This is a genomic window from Leifsonia poae (assembly GCF_020009625.1).
GTDB lineage: Bacteria > Actinomycetota > Actinomycetes > Actinomycetales > Microbacteriaceae > Leifsonia > Leifsonia poae_A.
In genome coordinates this window covers 2,061,549-2,077,032 of sequence record NZ_JAIHLP010000002.1, presented here as the reverse complement: position 1 = coordinate 2,077,032, position 15,484 = coordinate 2,061,549, and the positions used below count along the sequence as shown (strand labels likewise).

Annotated in this window: 17 protein-coding genes; 9 read left to right on the top strand and 8 right to left on the bottom strand. The window is 68.4% G+C overall.

Annotated features, from left to right (window positions below):
• Positions 1-693 precede the first annotated feature (693 nt).
• Positions 694-1,287 (top strand): TIGR00645 family protein, encoded by a 594-nt coding sequence (locus K5L49_RS10540; protein WP_223692587.1) that lies wholly within the window; start codon positions 694-696, stop codon positions 1,285-1,287.
• A gap of 9 nt (positions 1,288-1,296) precedes the next feature.
• Here K5L49_RS10540 and K5L49_RS10535 read toward each other — a convergent pair whose 3' ends face one another.
• Positions 1,297-2,412 (bottom strand): AI-2E family transporter, encoded by a 1,116-nt coding sequence (locus K5L49_RS10535; RefSeq protein ID WP_223692585.1) that lies wholly within the window; start codon positions 2,410-2,412, stop codon positions 1,297-1,299.
• A 168-nt stretch (positions 2,413-2,580) separates the two neighbouring features.
• Between K5L49_RS10535 and K5L49_RS10530 the strand changes: the two genes are divergently transcribed.
• Together K5L49_RS10530 and K5L49_RS10525 are read left to right on the top strand one after the other, a co-directional pair.
• Positions 2,581-3,192, top strand: a complete 612-nt coding sequence (locus tag K5L49_RS10530) for a PadR family transcriptional regulator (RefSeq protein WP_223692583.1) — start codon at positions 2,581-2,583, stop codon at positions 3,190-3,192.
• Complete coding sequence (locus tag K5L49_RS10525) at positions 3,177-4,937, top strand: DHA2 family efflux MFS transporter permease subunit (RefSeq protein WP_223692581.1); 1,761 nt, start codon at positions 3,177-3,179, stop codon at positions 4,935-4,937. Before K5L49_RS10530 ends, K5L49_RS10525 begins: the two co-directional genes overlap by 16 nt.
• A 97-nt stretch (positions 4,938-5,034) precedes the next feature.
• On the opposite strand, the gene K5L49_RS10520 is transcribed toward K5L49_RS10525, so the two are convergent.
• Both K5L49_RS10520 and K5L49_RS10515 read right to left on the bottom strand, forming a co-directional pair.
• Positions 5,035-5,919 carry a VOC family protein gene (locus tag K5L49_RS10520; RefSeq protein ID WP_223692579.1) on the bottom strand — a complete coding sequence of 295 codons (885 nt, stop codon included), beginning with the start codon at positions 5,917-5,919 and terminating at the stop codon, positions 5,035-5,037.
• Positions 5,916-6,563, bottom strand: a complete 648-nt coding sequence (locus tag K5L49_RS10515; protein ID WP_223692569.1) for a TetR/AcrR family transcriptional regulator — start codon at positions 6,561-6,563, stop codon at positions 5,916-5,918. Before K5L49_RS10515 ends, K5L49_RS10520 begins: the two co-directional genes overlap by 4 nt.
• 55 nt (positions 6,564-6,618) lie before the next feature.
• Here K5L49_RS10515 and K5L49_RS10510 point away from each other — a divergent pair, with 55 nt between their 5' ends.
• Positions 6,619-7,167, top strand: coding sequence for a hypothetical protein (locus K5L49_RS10510; RefSeq protein WP_223692567.1), 549 nt, complete (start codon positions 6,619-6,621; stop codon positions 7,165-7,167).
• A 16-nt stretch (positions 7,168-7,183) separates the two neighbouring features.
• Here K5L49_RS10510 and K5L49_RS10505 read toward each other — a convergent pair whose 3' ends face one another.
• Together K5L49_RS10505 and K5L49_RS10500 are read right to left on the bottom strand one after the other, a co-directional pair.
• Entirely contained in the window at positions 7,184-8,095 is a 912-nt protein-coding gene (locus K5L49_RS10505; RefSeq protein ID WP_223692566.1) for a phosphoribosylaminoimidazolesuccinocarboxamide synthase, read from the bottom strand.
• Between the two features lie 28 nt (positions 8,096-8,123).
• A complete protein-coding gene (locus tag K5L49_RS10500; RefSeq protein WP_223692565.1) occupies positions 8,124-8,867 on the bottom strand; it encodes a hypothetical protein in 744 nt (247 codons plus the stop codon).
• A 52-nt stretch (positions 8,868-8,919) separates the two neighbouring features.
• Here K5L49_RS10500 and K5L49_RS10495 point away from each other — a divergent pair, with 52 nt between their 5' ends.
• Entirely contained in the window at positions 8,920-9,417 is a 498-nt protein-coding gene (locus tag K5L49_RS10495; protein ID WP_223692564.1) for a MarR family winged helix-turn-helix transcriptional regulator, read from the top strand.
• Positions 9,418-9,435: 18 nt separating this feature from the next.
• On the opposite strand, the gene K5L49_RS10490 is transcribed toward K5L49_RS10495, so the two are convergent.
• Together K5L49_RS10490 and K5L49_RS10485 are read right to left on the bottom strand one after the other, a co-directional pair.
• A complete protein-coding gene (locus tag K5L49_RS10490) occupies positions 9,436-9,777 on the bottom strand; it encodes an SHOCT domain-containing protein (RefSeq protein WP_223692563.1) in 342 nt (113 codons plus the stop codon).
• A gap of 82 nt (positions 9,778-9,859) precedes the next feature.
• Entirely contained in the window at positions 9,860-10,288 is a 429-nt protein-coding gene (locus tag K5L49_RS10485; protein WP_223692562.1) for a DUF6325 family protein, read from the bottom strand.
• 148 nt (positions 10,289-10,436) lie between these two features.
• Here K5L49_RS10485 and K5L49_RS10480 point away from each other — a divergent pair, with 148 nt between their 5' ends.
• The gene (locus K5L49_RS10480) at positions 10,437-11,681 is read left to right on the top strand and encodes an FAD-binding protein (protein ID WP_223692561.1); all 1,245 of its coding nucleotides are present in this window, start codon (positions 10,437-10,439) and stop codon (positions 11,679-11,681) included.
• A 13-nt stretch (positions 11,682-11,694) separates the two neighbouring features.
• On the opposite strand, the gene purD is transcribed toward K5L49_RS10480, so the two are convergent.
• On the bottom strand, positions 11,695-12,951 hold the full coding sequence (gene purD / locus K5L49_RS10475; RefSeq protein ID WP_223692560.1) for a phosphoribosylamine--glycine ligase: 1,257 nt from the start codon (positions 12,949-12,951) through the stop codon (positions 11,695-11,697).
• 74 nt (positions 12,952-13,025) lie between these two features.
• Between purD and K5L49_RS10470 the strand changes: the two genes are divergently transcribed.
• The 3 genes from K5L49_RS10470 to purF are packed head-to-tail and all read left to right on the top strand — an operon-like array spanning position 13,026 to position 15,402.
• Positions 13,026-13,394 carry a sterol carrier family protein gene (locus K5L49_RS10470; RefSeq protein WP_223692559.1) on the top strand — a complete coding sequence of 123 codons (369 nt, stop codon included), beginning with the start codon at positions 13,026-13,028 and terminating at the stop codon, positions 13,392-13,394.
• A gap of 37 nt (positions 13,395-13,431) precedes the next feature.
• A complete protein-coding gene (locus K5L49_RS10465) occupies positions 13,432-13,794 on the top strand; it encodes a hypothetical protein (RefSeq protein ID WP_223692557.1) in 363 nt (120 codons plus the stop codon).
• Positions 13,795-13,821: 27 nt separating this feature from the next.
• Complete coding sequence (gene purF / locus K5L49_RS10460; RefSeq protein ID WP_223692556.1) at positions 13,822-15,402, top strand: amidophosphoribosyltransferase; 1,581 nt, start codon at positions 13,822-13,824, stop codon at positions 15,400-15,402.
• The last annotated feature ends 82 nt before the right edge of the window (positions 15,403-15,484 follow it).

Below are 15,484 nucleotides of genomic sequence, written 5' to 3'. Positions count from 1 at the left end.
CGGGAAACGACTGGGGGTAGCGGGAAGCGCATACAAATGCCAGAAAAAACCAATCCGCGGACTAAGCGGATCGTGAAATGGGTGGCGGGTGGACTCGCTTCAGTATTAGTCCTGGGTGCCGCATGGCTTGGGGTGAGCTACTTCGTCGATAGCCCGTGGCTCGCGGTCACTAGTGGGACGGAAACCAATGGAGTGCGGTGGTGGGCGTATGTGAGCCACAATGGCTCAGCGAACCAAGGCACCTTTGTGTCGATCGCGAGTCGCCGCTCCGAAAGTCGATGCATGCCTGCTTGCCGAGCTCGATGAGTTTGTCCTCGGTCAGATAGTCAAGCAATATCGGCTGAACATCGGGGTACTCGGAAAGCGTGGGCGTGATCGCGGCGATGTACGCTTCGTCAGCGGCCGACCGGGCGGCTGATGTTGGCGTGGATGCTGTCAGTGTCGCATGTGGAGCCGCAGCCGGGGCCGAGCCACAGCCGGTTAGCGCGAGCGCCACCGCGAGCGGCGCATCCGCCGTTCACCGGGCTGCGCTCGCCGACCCGGCATTCGACCGCACGGCCGTGACCCGCGCCTTCACCGGCCGCCGAGGAACAGCCGGCTGAGAACATCCTGCAAAATCTGAGCATTCTCACATAAAAACTCGGTTTCGACCGCTTATTCTCTTCCTTGCCCGACCCCCGTGAGGAAGCCCCCGTGACAGAGACTGCCCCGTCGACTCCGCCCACCCGCCACGCCGAGAGAGGCGTCGGACGCGCCATCGGCACACTCATCTTCGCCAGCCGCTGGTTGCAGGCCCCGCTCTACCTCGGGCTGATCGTCGCCCAGGCGATCTACGTCTTCGTGTTCATGACCGAGCTCTGGCACCTCGGGGCCAAGGTCATCGAAGACCCGACGCACATCGACGAAGCCACGATCATGCTCTACGTGCTCGGACTCATCGACGTCGTGATGATCGCCAACCTCCTGATCATGGTCATCGTCGGCGGCTACGAGACCTTCGTCTCACGCATGAACGTCGACGGCCACCCGGATCAGCCCGAATGGCTGTCCCATGTGAACGCCAACGTGCTCAAGGTGAAACTGGCGATGGCGATCATCGGCATCTCCTCCATCCACCTGCTCAAGACCTTCATCGGCGTCTCCGATATCGGAGCTGCCGGCGGCGGGTCGATCGACGGCGTCCGCTACACCTCCGAGGGGGTGCTGTGGCAGGTGGTCATCCACTGCGTCTTCATCCTGTCGGCCGTGGCGCTCGCCGCCATCGACCGGATGTCGAGGAAGAACTAGCCCGGCGGCTCAGCCTTCCGCCGGTGGGACGACCTTCTCGTCCTGGGCGGGGAAGACCACCTTCTGGATGATGATGATCGCGCTCGCCGCGACCGGGATCGCGACCAGCGCGCCCAGGATCCCGCCGATCGTGCCGCCGCCCACCGCGGCGATGACCACGATCGCCCCGGGCACGGAGACCGCTTTGTTCATGATCCGGGGGCTGATGATGTACGCCTCGACCTGCATGTAGACGAGGTAGTAGATGAACGCGACCAGCGCGGTGAGCGGTGAGGCGATCAGGCAGATCAACGAGTTGACGACCGCACCGATCAACGTTCCGACCAACGGGATGAGTGAGCCGAGGAACGCGATCAGCGCGAGCAGGGCGGGCATCGGCGCCCCGATGATGGTGAGGAAGATCAGGCTGAGGACGCCGTTGATCAGCGCGAGGCCGGCCTGCCCGATGACGTAGCGGCCGACGGCGCCGGAGACGTCTTCGACGAGTTCGCTGAACCGTTCGCGACGGTAGGCGGGCACGAACCGGGCCGCGATCCCTTTGATCGACCGCAGTGAGGCCATGAAGTACAGCGTGAGGATCAGTACGATGGTCACCCCGGTGACACCACCTGCGATGCCCGCGCCGACGGCGATCAGGCCACCGCCGATGGTGGCCAGGTTGCCGGGATCTTTGAGGAAGTTGAGGATGCCGTCCAGCCCCTGCTGGATGCTGTCGCCGTACTGCCGCGTGACGTCTTTGTACCAGCCGCTTCTGGTGATGTCGTCGACCGTCGTCGGCAGGGTCTTCACCAGGTGGCTGATCTGTTCGACCAGCACGGGCACGATCGCGAGGATGATGCCCGCGAACACGATGATCACCGCAGCGACGACGATCGTGACCGCGGCGCCGCGCGGAAGCTTGCGTTCGATGAACGAGACGATCGGGTCGAGCCCCAGAGCGAGGAAGAGCGCGAGACCGATGTAGACGAGCACGGTCGAGAGCTGCCCCACCACCGCGCCGATCAGCAGTGCGACGAGCACCCCGAGCGCGCCGACCAGCCCGAACGAGAACGGCCGGATGCGGTGGGCGCCGACCGCGGTGCGCGGCGCGGGTGCGACGGCATCCTGTTTCTGCTGCTTCTTCACGTGACCCCCTGGTTCGACGCCGGGACCCGACCATACCACCGTGTCCGTTCGCCGTCAGGGGTCAGATCTCGAGCTTCTGGAGCACGCGACATTCGATCGAGTGTTGATAAATGGTACTCAGCGTCGTATTATTCCGAGTGGAATAATCAACCTGGAATTCGAACGATCATGACACCCCCCACCCCGCTCACGCCCCTCGGCGTCGCCGCGCTCGCGCTGCTCGTCGAGCGACCGATGCACCCCTACGAGATGTACCAGACGCTCATCCAGCGCTCGGAGGATCGCGTCGTCAAGGTGAGGCCGGGTTCGCTCTATCACACGGTGGACAGGCTGGCCGGGCTGGGATTGCTGCGGGCGACCGGGACCGAGCGCGAGGGCAACAGACCGGAGCGCACGACGTATGAGATCACCGAGCAAGGAAACCTCGCTCTCAGCGAGCGGATCGCGACCATCCTCGCGACGCCGACCAACGAGTACCCGGAGTTTCCGCTCGCCCTCGGAGAGTCGCACAATCTGCCGCTCGAGTCGGTCATCCAGCTGTTGCGCAACCGGCTGAACCTGCTGCGCGCCGACCTGGCGTTCATCGACGACGGCATCGCCGACCTCCGGGCGAAATCGTTGCCCCGCAAGTACTGGATCAACGTGGAATACACGCGGACACTGACCCGGGTCGAAGTGACCTGGCTGGAGTCCCTCATCGACGACCTCGAATCAGGCGAACTGTCCTGGACCGAGGAGAAGAACCATCAGAAGGAAGACTCGACATGGAAAAAGAACTGAAGCCGTGGCCGGCGCTCTGGGCGCTGGTCATCGGGTTCTTCATGATCCTCATCGACACGACAATCGTGTCGGTCGCCAACCCGGCGATCATGAAAGGCCTGAACCTCGGCACCGACTACAACGCCGTCATCTGGGTGACGAGCGCCTACCTGCTCTCGTACGCCGTTCCCCTGCTGATCACCGGCCGTCTCGGTGACCGCTTCGGCCCGAAGAACCTCTACCTCGTCGGCCTCGTGATCTTCACGCTCGCCTCCGCGTGGTGCGGATTCTCCGGAACGATGGCCGGCGGCGGCATCGGCATGCTCATCACCGCCCGTGTCGTGCAGGGTCTCGGCGCCTCGCTGATGACGCCGCAGACGATGGCTGTGATCACGCGGATCTTCCCGCCCGACCGTCGCGGCGCGGCGATGGGGCTCTGGGGTGCCGTCGCCGGTGTCGCCACGCTGATCGGCCCGCTGCTCGGCGGCGTGCTCGTCGACGGACTCGGCTGGGAGTGGATCTTCTTCATCAACGTGCCTGTCGGTGTCGTGGCCTTCATCCTCGCGGCACGGCTCGTGCCGAAACTGCCCACCCACAAGCACCGCTTCGACATCATCGGTGTGGTGCTCAGTGCCGTCGGCATGTTCCTCCTCGTGTTCGGCATCCAGGAGGGCGGAACCTACAACTGGGGCGTCATCACCGGCCCGATCTCCGTGTGGGGTCTGATCATCGCCGGCATCGTGGTGCTCGTCGCGTTCGTCGTGTGGCAGGCCTTCAACAAGAAGGAGCCGCTGCTGCCGCTCGCGCTATTCCGCGACCGCAACTTCTCGCTCTCGAACGGCGCCATCACGGCCGTCGGGTTCGCGGTGACCTGCATGGCTCTGCCGCTGGTGTTCTACTTCCAGACCGTGCGTGGCCTCACGCCGACCGAGTCCGCGCTGATGCTCGCCCCGATGGCCGTGTTCTCGGGCGTGTTCGCTCCCTTCGTCGGCAAGCTCATCGACCGGATCAACCCGCGCTACTTCGCTACCACCGGGCTCGTGCTGTTCGCGGTCTCACTGTTCTGGTACTCGCGGCTGCTCACCCCGGATGTGTCGATCTGGTGGCTGCTCGCTCCGAGCGCCCTGCTCGGTATCGCCATGTCGGGGGTCTGGGGCCCGATCTCGACGACGGCCACCCGGAACCTTCCGATGAACCAGGCGGGCGCCGGCTCCGGCGTCTTCAACACCACCCGTCAGGTGGGTGCCGTGCTCGGTTCGGCGTCGATCGCTGCGCTCATCTCCGGCCGTCTCGCCGTCGATCTGCCCAAGGCGCCCGGTGGCGCCTCCGGCGCCGGCGCGGTGACCGGGGGAACGGAGCTTCCCGAGTTCCTGCACGCCGGGTTCACCCAGGCCATGTCGGAGGCGCTGCTCCTCCCGGCCGCCGTCGCCTTCCTGGGCGCCATCATCGTGGTGTTCTGGGCCAAGCCGAAGCCGCCGGCCTGGGGCCCGCGGGCCGACGCGGCTGCTGCCGCCGCGGGCGCTGCCGCCGCGGGCGCCGCTGCTGGCGCTTCCGGTGCGGGCGCTTCCGGTGCGGTGGACGGCCTTCCCTCCGGCGCCGGTCAGCCGGAGCCGGTCGGTGTCGCCGCCGCTCACGGCTCGCATGCCGCAGCGGTGCCGCTTGATGCGGTGACGCACGGCTCGCATGCCGCCGACGTTCCGCCCGTCACCGATCTGGCTCCCGACGAGGAGCCGCCGCACGGCCTCCACGCCGCCCCGGTCGACTGATCCGACAGAGAAGGCCCCGCCCGTTCTCCGGGCGGGGCCTTCTCTGTCCGAACATGTCGGACGAATCGGCCCAGCCGGCCGAAAACGTCGTCGCCGGCTACGCTGCTGTCCCCGCCACTGCCCGCACCGCATTGGACCACGGGTCGTCGAACGTCACCGACCGACCGTCGTCGCGAGCTTCGATGCCGTAGTGCCGCATCCGTTCGCTCAGCTCGCCGAGATCGTCAGCGTTCGGCACGCGGATCTCCACCTGACCGAGCCCGAGCGCCAGCTGCCGGCGCCCCGCGCCGCGGCTGTTCCAGGTGTTCATGGCCATGTGGTGGTGGTAGCCGCCGGCGCTCACGAAGAGCGCCTGGTCGCCGAGCGCGGCGGTCGTCTCGAAGCCGAGACGGTTCACGTAGAACTCGCGTGCCGAGGCCACGTCGCCCACCGATAGGTGCACGTGGCCGACCGTGGCCGAGCCGAGTCTGCTGCCGTCTGCGGCGTCGACGGATGCGGCGGCCCGCTCGCTGAGGTTCTCGCCGAGGAAGTCGTTCGGATCGAGGTACAGGGTGCCCATCTCCACCTGACCGTGAGCCCAGCTCCACTGCGTGCGGTCGCGGTCCCAGTAGAGTTCCACGCCATTGCCCTCGGGGTCCGTGAAGTAGAACGCCTTGCTCACCAGGTGATCGGCGCTTCCCGTGAAGGTGCCCGGCGCCCTGGTCGCCACGGAGTACACGGCGGCGGCGAGGGTCTCTTCGCTGTCGAACAGGATCGCGGTGTGGAAGAGGCCGGCGTCGTGCGGCGATGCGTGCCGCAGCTCGGGAGCGTGCTCCAGGATGACGATGGGGGTCGCATCCCGGCCGAGGATCACCCGGCTCCCCTCCGCGGCGAGCACGCTGAGGGTGACGCCGTCGCGGTAGTAGGCGGTCATCGTGTCGAGGTCGGCCACGCGCAGCGTGACGGCGCCCATGGCGGTGTCGGGGGAGAGGAGCTCGGTCATGCCCCGTTCAACGCTTGGGCGGCTCCCGGTATTTCTTGAGGGTGTGCACGGCGGGGGTCTTCGCCGATCCGGTCGAGTTCCGCCGCCAGGATTGCTCGGGCCGTGACGGAGTCGAGCGCGGGGGCTGGTCCGACCAGGTGCGCGGCCATCCCGTCGATGAGCGCCCGGAGCCGGTCGGCGGCCCGGTCGAGCTCGGTCGCGGTCGTGCCGGCGGGCGAGTGCGCTTCGACCAGCTGCCGGATGAGCAGCAGTAGGGCCGCGTCCGAGTCGCGTTTCACAGGGGCGAGCGTCGCGTCCGACAGGGTCGCTCCGGCGAACACCAGCCAGACCTCCATCTCTTCGCGTCGCTCATCGTCGAGGGGGAGGAACTGCTCCAGCAGCAGTTGCGGGTCGGGGCCATCCGCTCCGGCTTCGTGCAGTATGCGGCGTACGCGTTCGGTGGTGCGGTCGATGACGAGGCGCATCGCGAACTCCACGACGTCGGCCTGCCGGGGGAAGTAGTGGCGCAGCGACCCGAGCACCATGCCGGCTTCGGCCGCCACCGTGCGCGTGCTCACCGCGTTGATGCCGTCGCGGCGGATCACCCGCCAGACGGCTTCGCCGATGTGCCGGCGGCGTTCCTCGACGGACTCGCTGGTTCTCATGCGGACTACGATACGGTTCCTCTCCCTCGACGAGTCTAGTACGACTGTGCTAGAAATGAGCATGCTCATCGCTGTGATCGTCGCCTGCGAGATCCTGTTCTGGATCCTCCTGCTGGCCGGACTCCTCTCTCGCTATGTGCTGCGCCGCCGCCGCCTCGGTGGGATGCTGCTCGTTCTGGTGCCTGTGACAGACCTTGTCCTCCTGGCCGCCACCGTCCTCGACCTCGCCCGGGGAGCGACCGCCGAATGGACGCACGGTCTCGCGGCCGCCTACCTCGGCTTCTCGGTCGCGTTCGGTCACGGCATCATCACCCGGATGGATGCGCGTTTCGCCCACCGGTTCGCCGGCGGCCCGGCACCGGTGACAGTGCCGAAAGGAGGACCGCCGCGTGTGCGCCACGAGTGGAGACAGTTCGGCCTGACCGTCGTCGCCTGGGCGATCGCCTGCGTGCTGCTCCTCGCAGCGATCGCGATCGTCGGCGACCACGACCGCACCGCGGCCCTCCAGGGCTGGCTCTCGACGCTCACGCTCGTGCTCGGCATCTGCGCGATCTGGCCGGTGAGCTATACCCTCTGGCCCGGCAAGGCTTCGACCCCGCGGTGAGGCGTCCGCGCCGCGCTCAATCCGCTGTGAGGCGGGCGAGCAGTTCGCGGTAGCGCGCGGCCGTCCGCTCCACGACATCTGCCGGAAGGGCCGGCGGAGTGCCGTTCTTGTCCCAATGGGCGGCGAGCCAGTCGCGAACGATCTGCTTGTCGAAGCTGGCCATCCGCTCGGCCGGGGTGGTGCCCGCGGCGTAGGCCGCCGCATCCCAGTACCGGCTCGAGTCGCTGGTGAGCACCTCATCGGCGAGGGTGATCTCGCCGGTAGTGCGGTCGGCTCCGAACTCGAACTTGGTGTCGGCGATGATCACGCCGTGTGCCTCGGCGATCTCGGAGCCCAGACGGTAGATCAGCAGAGACAGTCGGCGCAGTTCCTCGGCGACCGGTGCGCCGACGAGTTCGATCGTGCGCTCGAAGCTGATGTTCTCGTCGTGCTGCCCGAGCGGCGCCTTCCATGCGGGCGTGTAGATCGGTTCGGGCAGCCGGTCGCCGTTGCCGAGCCCGGCGGGCAGGGGGATGCCGCACACGCCCTGCGTCGCCTGGTACTCCGCCCACCCGCTACCGGTGAGGTAGCCGCGCACCACGCACTCGATCGGGAACATGTGCAGTGGCTTCACCAGCATGGAACGGCCGGCCACCGCATCCGGGATCGCTTCGACGACCCGATCGCCCACCAGGCGGTGGTCGGGGATGAGGTGGTTCGGCACCGTCGACAGCCGGTCGAACCACCACAGGCTCAGGGTGGTGAGCAGTTCCCCTTTTCCGGGGATGCCCGGCACGAGCACGTGGTCGAAGGCGCTCACCCGGTCGCTCGCCACCACGAGCACGGCGTCGGTGTCTTCGAGGCCGCCGGCCCGCTCGGGAACGTAGAGGTCGCGCACCTTTCCGGAGTAGACGTGCGACCAGGAGGGCAGGGCGGCTGAGGAAGTCACGCGCCCATCTTAAGGGGCGCGTGCGGCGCTACTCGCTCGTGCCGTCGTCCCCCGCCGGTGATCCGCCGCGCACCTCGTGGCTCCGGTCGCGCACGTCGCGGCGGTCGGTCGGCAGCAGGAAGCCGGCGGCGATCAGCCACAGCATTCCGCCGAAGCGCCCGATGGGCAGCAGGAACTGCAGCGGTTCGACCGCGAGCGAGAGGAAGCTGAGTTCCGCCAGTGCGGCGATGACGAGCCCGGCCCACGCGAGCCAGCGGGGGAACAGGCGCAGGATGAGGGCAGGCACCGCGATGCCGGCGAGGAGCAGACCCATGCCGGTGACGGAGCCGACGCCCCCGGTGGCGAACGACAGGAAGGAGAGCGCCAGGGCGAGGTTCGCATCCGTCGTGACCTCCGGGCGGCTGAGTACGAATTCGGCCAGGGCCGAGACCATGAGCAGCACCGAGGCGGTCAGGCCGCCGAAGAAACCGATGGCCGGCCCGGGGACGCGCACGCCGAGCCGCTGGAGACGCGCGAACGCCGTGGCGGCGAAGATGCCGAGCGGGACGGCGGAACCGAACTGCAGCATCGAGGTGACCCGGATGCTCGCCCAGTCTTTCTGCGCGTACGCCATGACCGCGTCTTTCCCGTCGAATGGCGAGACGAAGGCCTGGCCGCCTGTCAGCACAGCGCCGATGAGGAGGGAGGCGAGCAGGAGCGCGGCCGAGACGATGGCCAGTGTGCCCAGATGGGGTCCGCCCGATCGGCGGGCGGGAGCAGGAAGAGCGTTCATGATGAAATGATTACACTTTGTAATCGTTTATCGCAAGGGGTATTCTGGATCCGTGACCGTCGCATCCGCCCCCCGCCCCGAACGGCCATCGCCGCGCACCGCCTTCCTGCTCACGCAGCTCGGCGCGCACGCCGCCGACCGCTTCGCTGCGCGTGTCGCCGAGATCGGTCTCACGCCGCGCGACGCCGGGGCTCTGCGGGCCCTCGGCCGCAGCCCGGGCATCAGCCAGCGCGAGCTCGCCGGCCGGCTCGGCACGGTGCCCAGCCGGCTCGTCGCCCTTGTCGACGACCTCGAGAACCGGGGGCTCGTCGAACGAGTCCGCAGCGCGAAAGACCGTCGCAACTATGAGCTCCAACTCACCGACGCCGGAACCGCCCTTCTGGCGCAGCTGAGAACCGTCGCCGACGCGCACCAGGACGGACTGCTCAAAACGCTCGACGACGACGAACGTCTCGTGCTCTCGCGCCTGCTGGCGAAAGTCGCGGCAGGGGCGGGGCTCGGCCCCGACGGGCACCCTGGCTACGCTCGCGATGAATCGCGCCACGACTGACGCCGCCCCAACCGTTCCCTACGCGAGCAGTTTGGCCTTCGCCGCGCTGAACTCATCGTCCGACAGGATGCCCTGCGAGTGCAGTGCCCCCAGCTGGGAGAGCTGAGTCATCAGATCGGAGCCGCCGGAATCCGCCGGGGCCGCCGGCGTCGCCTGCGCCACGGCCTGCTGCGCCGCCGCACCCATGGCGGCCTGCTGCTGCTGGGCTTGGAACTGTTCGGCCTCGTACTGCTCCTGCGCCTTCGCCTCTTGGTGGGAGCGCATCCCACCGGCGACGGCGGTCGCGGTTCCCGCGACGACCGCGGTGCGGGCGGCGAGCCCCAGCAATCCGGGACGACCTACTCGACGGATGAACGGCATGGTGTTCTCCTTCTGCTCTCGTACGCGGCCGCGTGATGCAGCCCCGCTGTGGATGCGCCGGAGCGCCTGAGGCCTGCGGTGGTCACTCCTCGGCGGCTTCGGTGAGCACGGCGTTCACGACCGGTGCCGGGATGCGTTCGGCGTGCACGACGCTCCCGCCCGCGGCGAAGAACCGGTTGGCGAGGTTCTTGGCCCAGGTGTGTTCGAGCACGAGGATCGCGCCGGAGGTGCCGGGATCGATCAGCTCGGTGATGTCGTCCACGTCTTCGGCGCCGGCGAGCCCGCTGGCTTCCAGGGTGACGCCGGCCAGGCCGTACTCGTCGCCGACATCGTCGAATTCGAGCAGCGTGACCTCACCGCTCGGCGCACGCGACACGAAGAGCAGATCGAGCAGCCGCACCGTTCCGGTGTCGAGGAGATCGAGGATCGCCTGCACCACACCCGGCGATGGTCTGTCGCTGTCGAATTGCGCGACGATGAATTCAGCTGGTCCGTACTCGAAATCGGTCACGCAATTCCTCCGCTCGCTCTACGGCGCGGCGCCGTAGTCGTCACGCTACCAGCGCGGGTCGGCCGTGAGAAGACATAGTCGTCTCGCGTTCATGTGCACGGTCACACAACCTGCGAGACTGGTGCGCACAGGTTCGAAGGAGGCCGGCGTGGGCGAGTGGAATTGGGCTGGGAATCACGAGTACCGGGCGAAGCGCATCGCGCATCCCACCGGCGTCGACGAGCTGCGTGACCTCATCGTCGCGGCGCGCTCCGTGCGGGCGCTCGGCTCCCGGCACTCGTTCAACGATCTCGCCGATGACACTGATCTTCTGGTGAGCACGGCCGGGCTTCCCGCCGAGGTGCGCATCGATGAGGGGGCCCGGGCCGTGACCGTCGGCGGCGGCACCCGCTACGGCGACCTCGCCCGCGTGCTGCAGAATTCCGGCTGGGCGCTGGCGAACCTGGCCTCGCTCCCGCACATCTCGGTGGCCGGCGCCGTCGCCACCGCCACCCACGGGTCGGGCGACCGCAACGGCAACCTGGCCACCGCGGTGCGGGCCCTGCGCATCCTGCGCGCCGACGGGGAGATCGTCGATCTCGATCGCGACGATCCGTCGTTCGCCGGCGCGGTCGTCTCGCTCGGTGCCCTCGGCGTCGTGACCGAGTTGACGCTCGACATCCAGCCCACGTTCGGCGTGCGCCAGCGGTTGTTCGAGACCCTGCCCTGGTCGACCGTGTTCGACCGGTTCGACGACATCACCTCGGCGGCGTACAGCGTCTCCCTCTTCACGACCTGGACCGAGGATGCGGTCGGTCTCGCCTGGCTGAAGGAGCGGGAGGGCGACACCGTCACCGTCGGCGACGACTTCTTCGGCGCCCGCGCGCTCACCGAGCCGAGGCACATGATCCCGACCATGGATGTGCGCAACACCACCGAGCAGCTCGGCGTCGTCGGCCCGTGGAACGAGCGGCTTCCCCACTTCCGTCTCGAGTTCACGCCGTCCAACGGCGAAGAGATCCAGTCGGAGTACCTCGTGCCACGTGCTCGCGCGGTGGAAGCCATCGAGGCCGTCCGCGCGCTCGGCCCGCTCGTGGCCCCGCTGCTCCAGGTCACCGAGATCCGCACAGTCGCCGCCGACGGACTGTGGTTGTCGTCGGCCTACGAGACGGATGCGGTCGGCCTGCACTTCACCTGGCTGCGAGATCAGGCGGGCGTCGAAGCGGTGCTGCCCGCTGTCGAGGATGCCCTTCTCCCTTTGGGAGCCCGGCCTCACTGGGGCAAGGTCTATCGCGACACTGCCGGTGTCGTGCCGACCCGCTATCCGCGGCTCGCGGAGTTCCGCACGCTGACGGAGACGTTCGACCCGCAGGGCACGTTCCGCAACGCCTTCCTCGCCCGCCTGCTCGACTGAGCCTGCAACCGGTTCAGACGACGCGGGCGGCGATGTCTGTGCGGTACTGCGAGCCGTCGAGGCCGATCTTCCCGACCGCCTCGTAAGCGAGCGCGCGCGCCTCGGCGAAGGTGGTCCCGCGGGCGACGACGCAGAGCACCCGGCCGCCGGTCGCGAGCAGGGCGCCGGTCGCGGCATCCCGGACCGTCGCCGCGTGCGCGATCGTCACCTCGGGGACGGCGGCGGCCTCGTCGAGCCCGGTGATCGCCCGGCCGGTGAGCGGGGCTTCCGGGTAGCCTTCGCTGGCGAGCACGACGGCGACGGCCACGTCGAGCGCGAACTCTGGCCGCGGCTGCGTGGCGAGAGCGCCGGTGGCGGCCGCGAACAGCAGCTCGGAGAGCGGCGTGACCAGACGCGGCAGAACAACCTGGGTCTCCGGGTCGCCGAAGCGGGCATTGAACTCGATGACGCGGATGCCGCGGCCGGTCAGGATGAGCCCGCAGTAGAGCAGCCCGATGAACGGGGTCTGCTCGCGGGCGAGTTGGCGCACGGTGGGCAGGGCCACGGTCTCGATGACCTCGTCGACGAACGTCTCCGGCAGCCACGGGAGCGGGGAGTATGCGCCCATGCCGCCGGTGTTGGGGCCGGCGTCGCCGTCGAGCAGGCGCTTGTAGTCCTGCGCGGGCGAGAGGGGCAGCACGGTGTGGCCGTCGCTCACGAGGAACAGCGACACCTCTTGGCCGTCGAGGAACTCTTCGACGAGGACGGCGCCGTGCTCCAGGTAGTGCGAGCTGTGGGCGACGGCCGCCTCGCGGTCCTCGGTGACGAGAACGCCCTTGCCGGCGGCGAGCCCGTCTGCCTTCACGACGTAGGGGGCTCCGAACGCGTCGAGCGCCTCTTCGGCCTCGAGCAGGGTGGTGGCGCGGACGGCACGGCCGGTGGGAACACCGGCCGCATCCATGATCCGCTTCGCGAACGTCTTGGAGCCTTCGAGCTGCGCCGCCACCTTGCCGGGGCCGAACACCGGGATGCCGCGCGTGCGCAGCGGGTCGGCCACTCCGGCCACCAGCGGTGCCTCCGGCCCGATCACCACGAGATCGATGTCGTGCTCGATCGCGTACTCGGTGACGGCCTCGCCGTTCAGCGGGTCCAGGCCCGGTTCGACCGACACGTCTTGGGCGATCCCGGCGTTGCCCGGCGCCACGACGATCTCGTGCGCCACCTCTTCCGTCAGCAGCGACGTGACGATGGCGTGCTCGCGCGCGCCCGAACCCAGCACCAGAATCTTCACGCCCAAATCCTACCCATCCCCCTTTCTTTCGTTTCCTCCGTTTCCTCCGAACGGGCGTGCGGGAGGATGGGGGGATGGCGAGGGCGAAGATCCAGGATGCGGACGGTGAGGCGGCGGTGCACGCCGCGCTGGGGGAGGGCGCGGACCGCAACGCACGGGCGACAGCGGTGCGCTACCTCCTGCAACTGCTGGCGGAGCGGGCGCCCGGCAACACCGTGGAGGTTCGGGTGCCGCCGTTCGGAGCTGTGCAGTGCATCCCGGGCCCCCGTCACACGCGCGGCACCCCGCCCAACGTGATCGAGACGGATGCGGCCACCTGGCTCGCACTCGCCACCGGCCGCACGACGTGGGAGCAGGCCGTGGCGGCGGGGCAGGTGCACGCCTCCGGTCAGCGCGCAGACCTGCACGGGCTCCTGCCGCTGCGGGTCGCCGGAATCTCGTGAGGCTCCGCTCCCAGCTTCATTAAGGGACAATAGGGACATGAGCGACAACCCCGAGGAGCAGGCCACCGTCACCGAGAGCTCGGTGCGGGTCAAGCGCTCGCCGAGGTACTTCCGGTTCATGCTGGCGGGTGCGCTGGTGTTCGTGGTCGTCGCGCTGATCCTGACGTTCGCCTTCCCGCCGAACCCCACCTACGACCGCGGAACCGTCTTCGGCTTCCTGCTGCTGTTCTGCGTGGTCGTCGGCGTGGCGCTCGGGGCTTTCGTCGCCCTGCTGATCGACCGTTCCAGCACGCGCAGGGCGCGTACCGTTCTGGCGGATAGACTGGACGTGCACGTCACCCACAGCGAGTCAGCGGCTGTCGACGAAGCATCCGACACCCACAAATCCATCGAGAACTAACTCATCCCGATCTAAGGGGGTTCCGGTTTGTCCGGAGGCGACGGTCTTCTCAGTCACGATCTTCTGCCCGGCGAGAAGGGTCCGCAGGATGCCTGCGGTGTCTTCGGCGTCTGGGCTCCGGGCGAGGAGGTGGCGAAGCTCAGCTACTTCGGCCTCTACGCCCTGCAGCACCGCGGCCAGGAGTCGGCCGGCATCGCCACCAGCGACGGCAACAAGATCCTCATCTACAAAGACATGGGTCTGGTCTCGCAGGTGTTCAACGAGAACGCCCTCAACTCCCTGACCGGCCACATCGCCGTCGGCCACTGCCGTTATTCGACCACCGGCTCATCCACCTGGCAGAACGCGCAGCCGACGCTCGGCCGCACCGCGAGTGGAACGGTCGCGCTCGGCCACAACGGCAACCTCACCAATACGGCCGAGCTGATGCAGCTCGTGCACGACCGCTACCCGGAGCTCGACGGCGAGCTCTCCCGCGGCAACACCACCGACACCGCCGTGGTCACGGCGCTGCTCACCGGTGACCTCGACCACACGCTGGAGGCGACTGCCCTCGAGGTGCTTCCGCACCTGCGCGGCGCATTCTGTCTCGTCTTCATGGACGAGCACACCCTCTATGCCGCCCGCGACCCGCAGGGTGTGCGTCCGCTGGTACTGGGCCGGCTTGAGCGCGGATGGGTCGTCGCCTCCGAGACCGCCGCCCTCGACATCGTCGGCGCCAGTTTTGTGCGCGAGATCGAGCCGGGCGAGCTCGTCGCGATCGACGAGAACGGATTGCGCACCCAGCGGTTCGCCGAAGAGAAGCGCGCCGGCTGCGTCTTCGAGTACGTCTACCTCGCCCGGCCCGACACCACCATCGCCGGCCGTGGCGTGCACGAGGCCCGCGTCGAGATGGGCCGGCAGCTGGCCCGCGAGCACCAGGTGGAAGCCGACCTCGTCATCCCCACCCCGGAGTCGGGCACGCCGGCCGCGATCGGGTACGCCCAGGCATCGGGCATCCCCTTCGGCCAGGGTCTCGTGAAGAACTCCTATGTGGGTCGCACGTTCATCCAACCGTCGCAGACCATCCGTCAGCGCGGCATCAAGCTCAAGCTGAACCCGCTCAAAGAGGTCATCAAGGGCAAGCGTCTGGTGGTCGTCGACGATTCGATTGTGCGCGGCAACACGCAGCGTGCTCTCGTCTCCATGCTGCGTGAGGCCGGCGCCGCCGAGGTGCACGTGCGCATCTCCAGCCCGCCCATCACCTGGCCGTGCTTCTACGGCATCGACTTCGCCTCGCGCGCCGAACTGATCGCGACCGGCCTCGCCGTCGACGAGGTGCGGCAGTCGATCGGCGCTGACAGCCTCGGCTACCTCTCGGCCGAAGGGATGATCGCCGCCACCGAGCAGCCGCGCGAGCGTCTCTGCACCGCCTGCTTCACCGGGGTCTACCCGATCGAGCTCCCGGATGCGCACCACCTCGGCAAGAACCTGCTGGAGCGTCCCGCCGGCGCCGAATCGCCCGTCGAGGGCGCGGCTGCGGCCGACGGATGCGACCCCGGTCCCGACTCCGAGCTCGAGTCCCTGCTCCCCGCGGCGACGCTCGGCGATCCGGCCCGTCAGGAGTAGTCCCTCGTTCGGCCGACCGCCGACATCGTGGCTCTGCCGCCGGTGGATCGGCCGGGTCCGGCGCGCCCGGAACGCTTCGGCG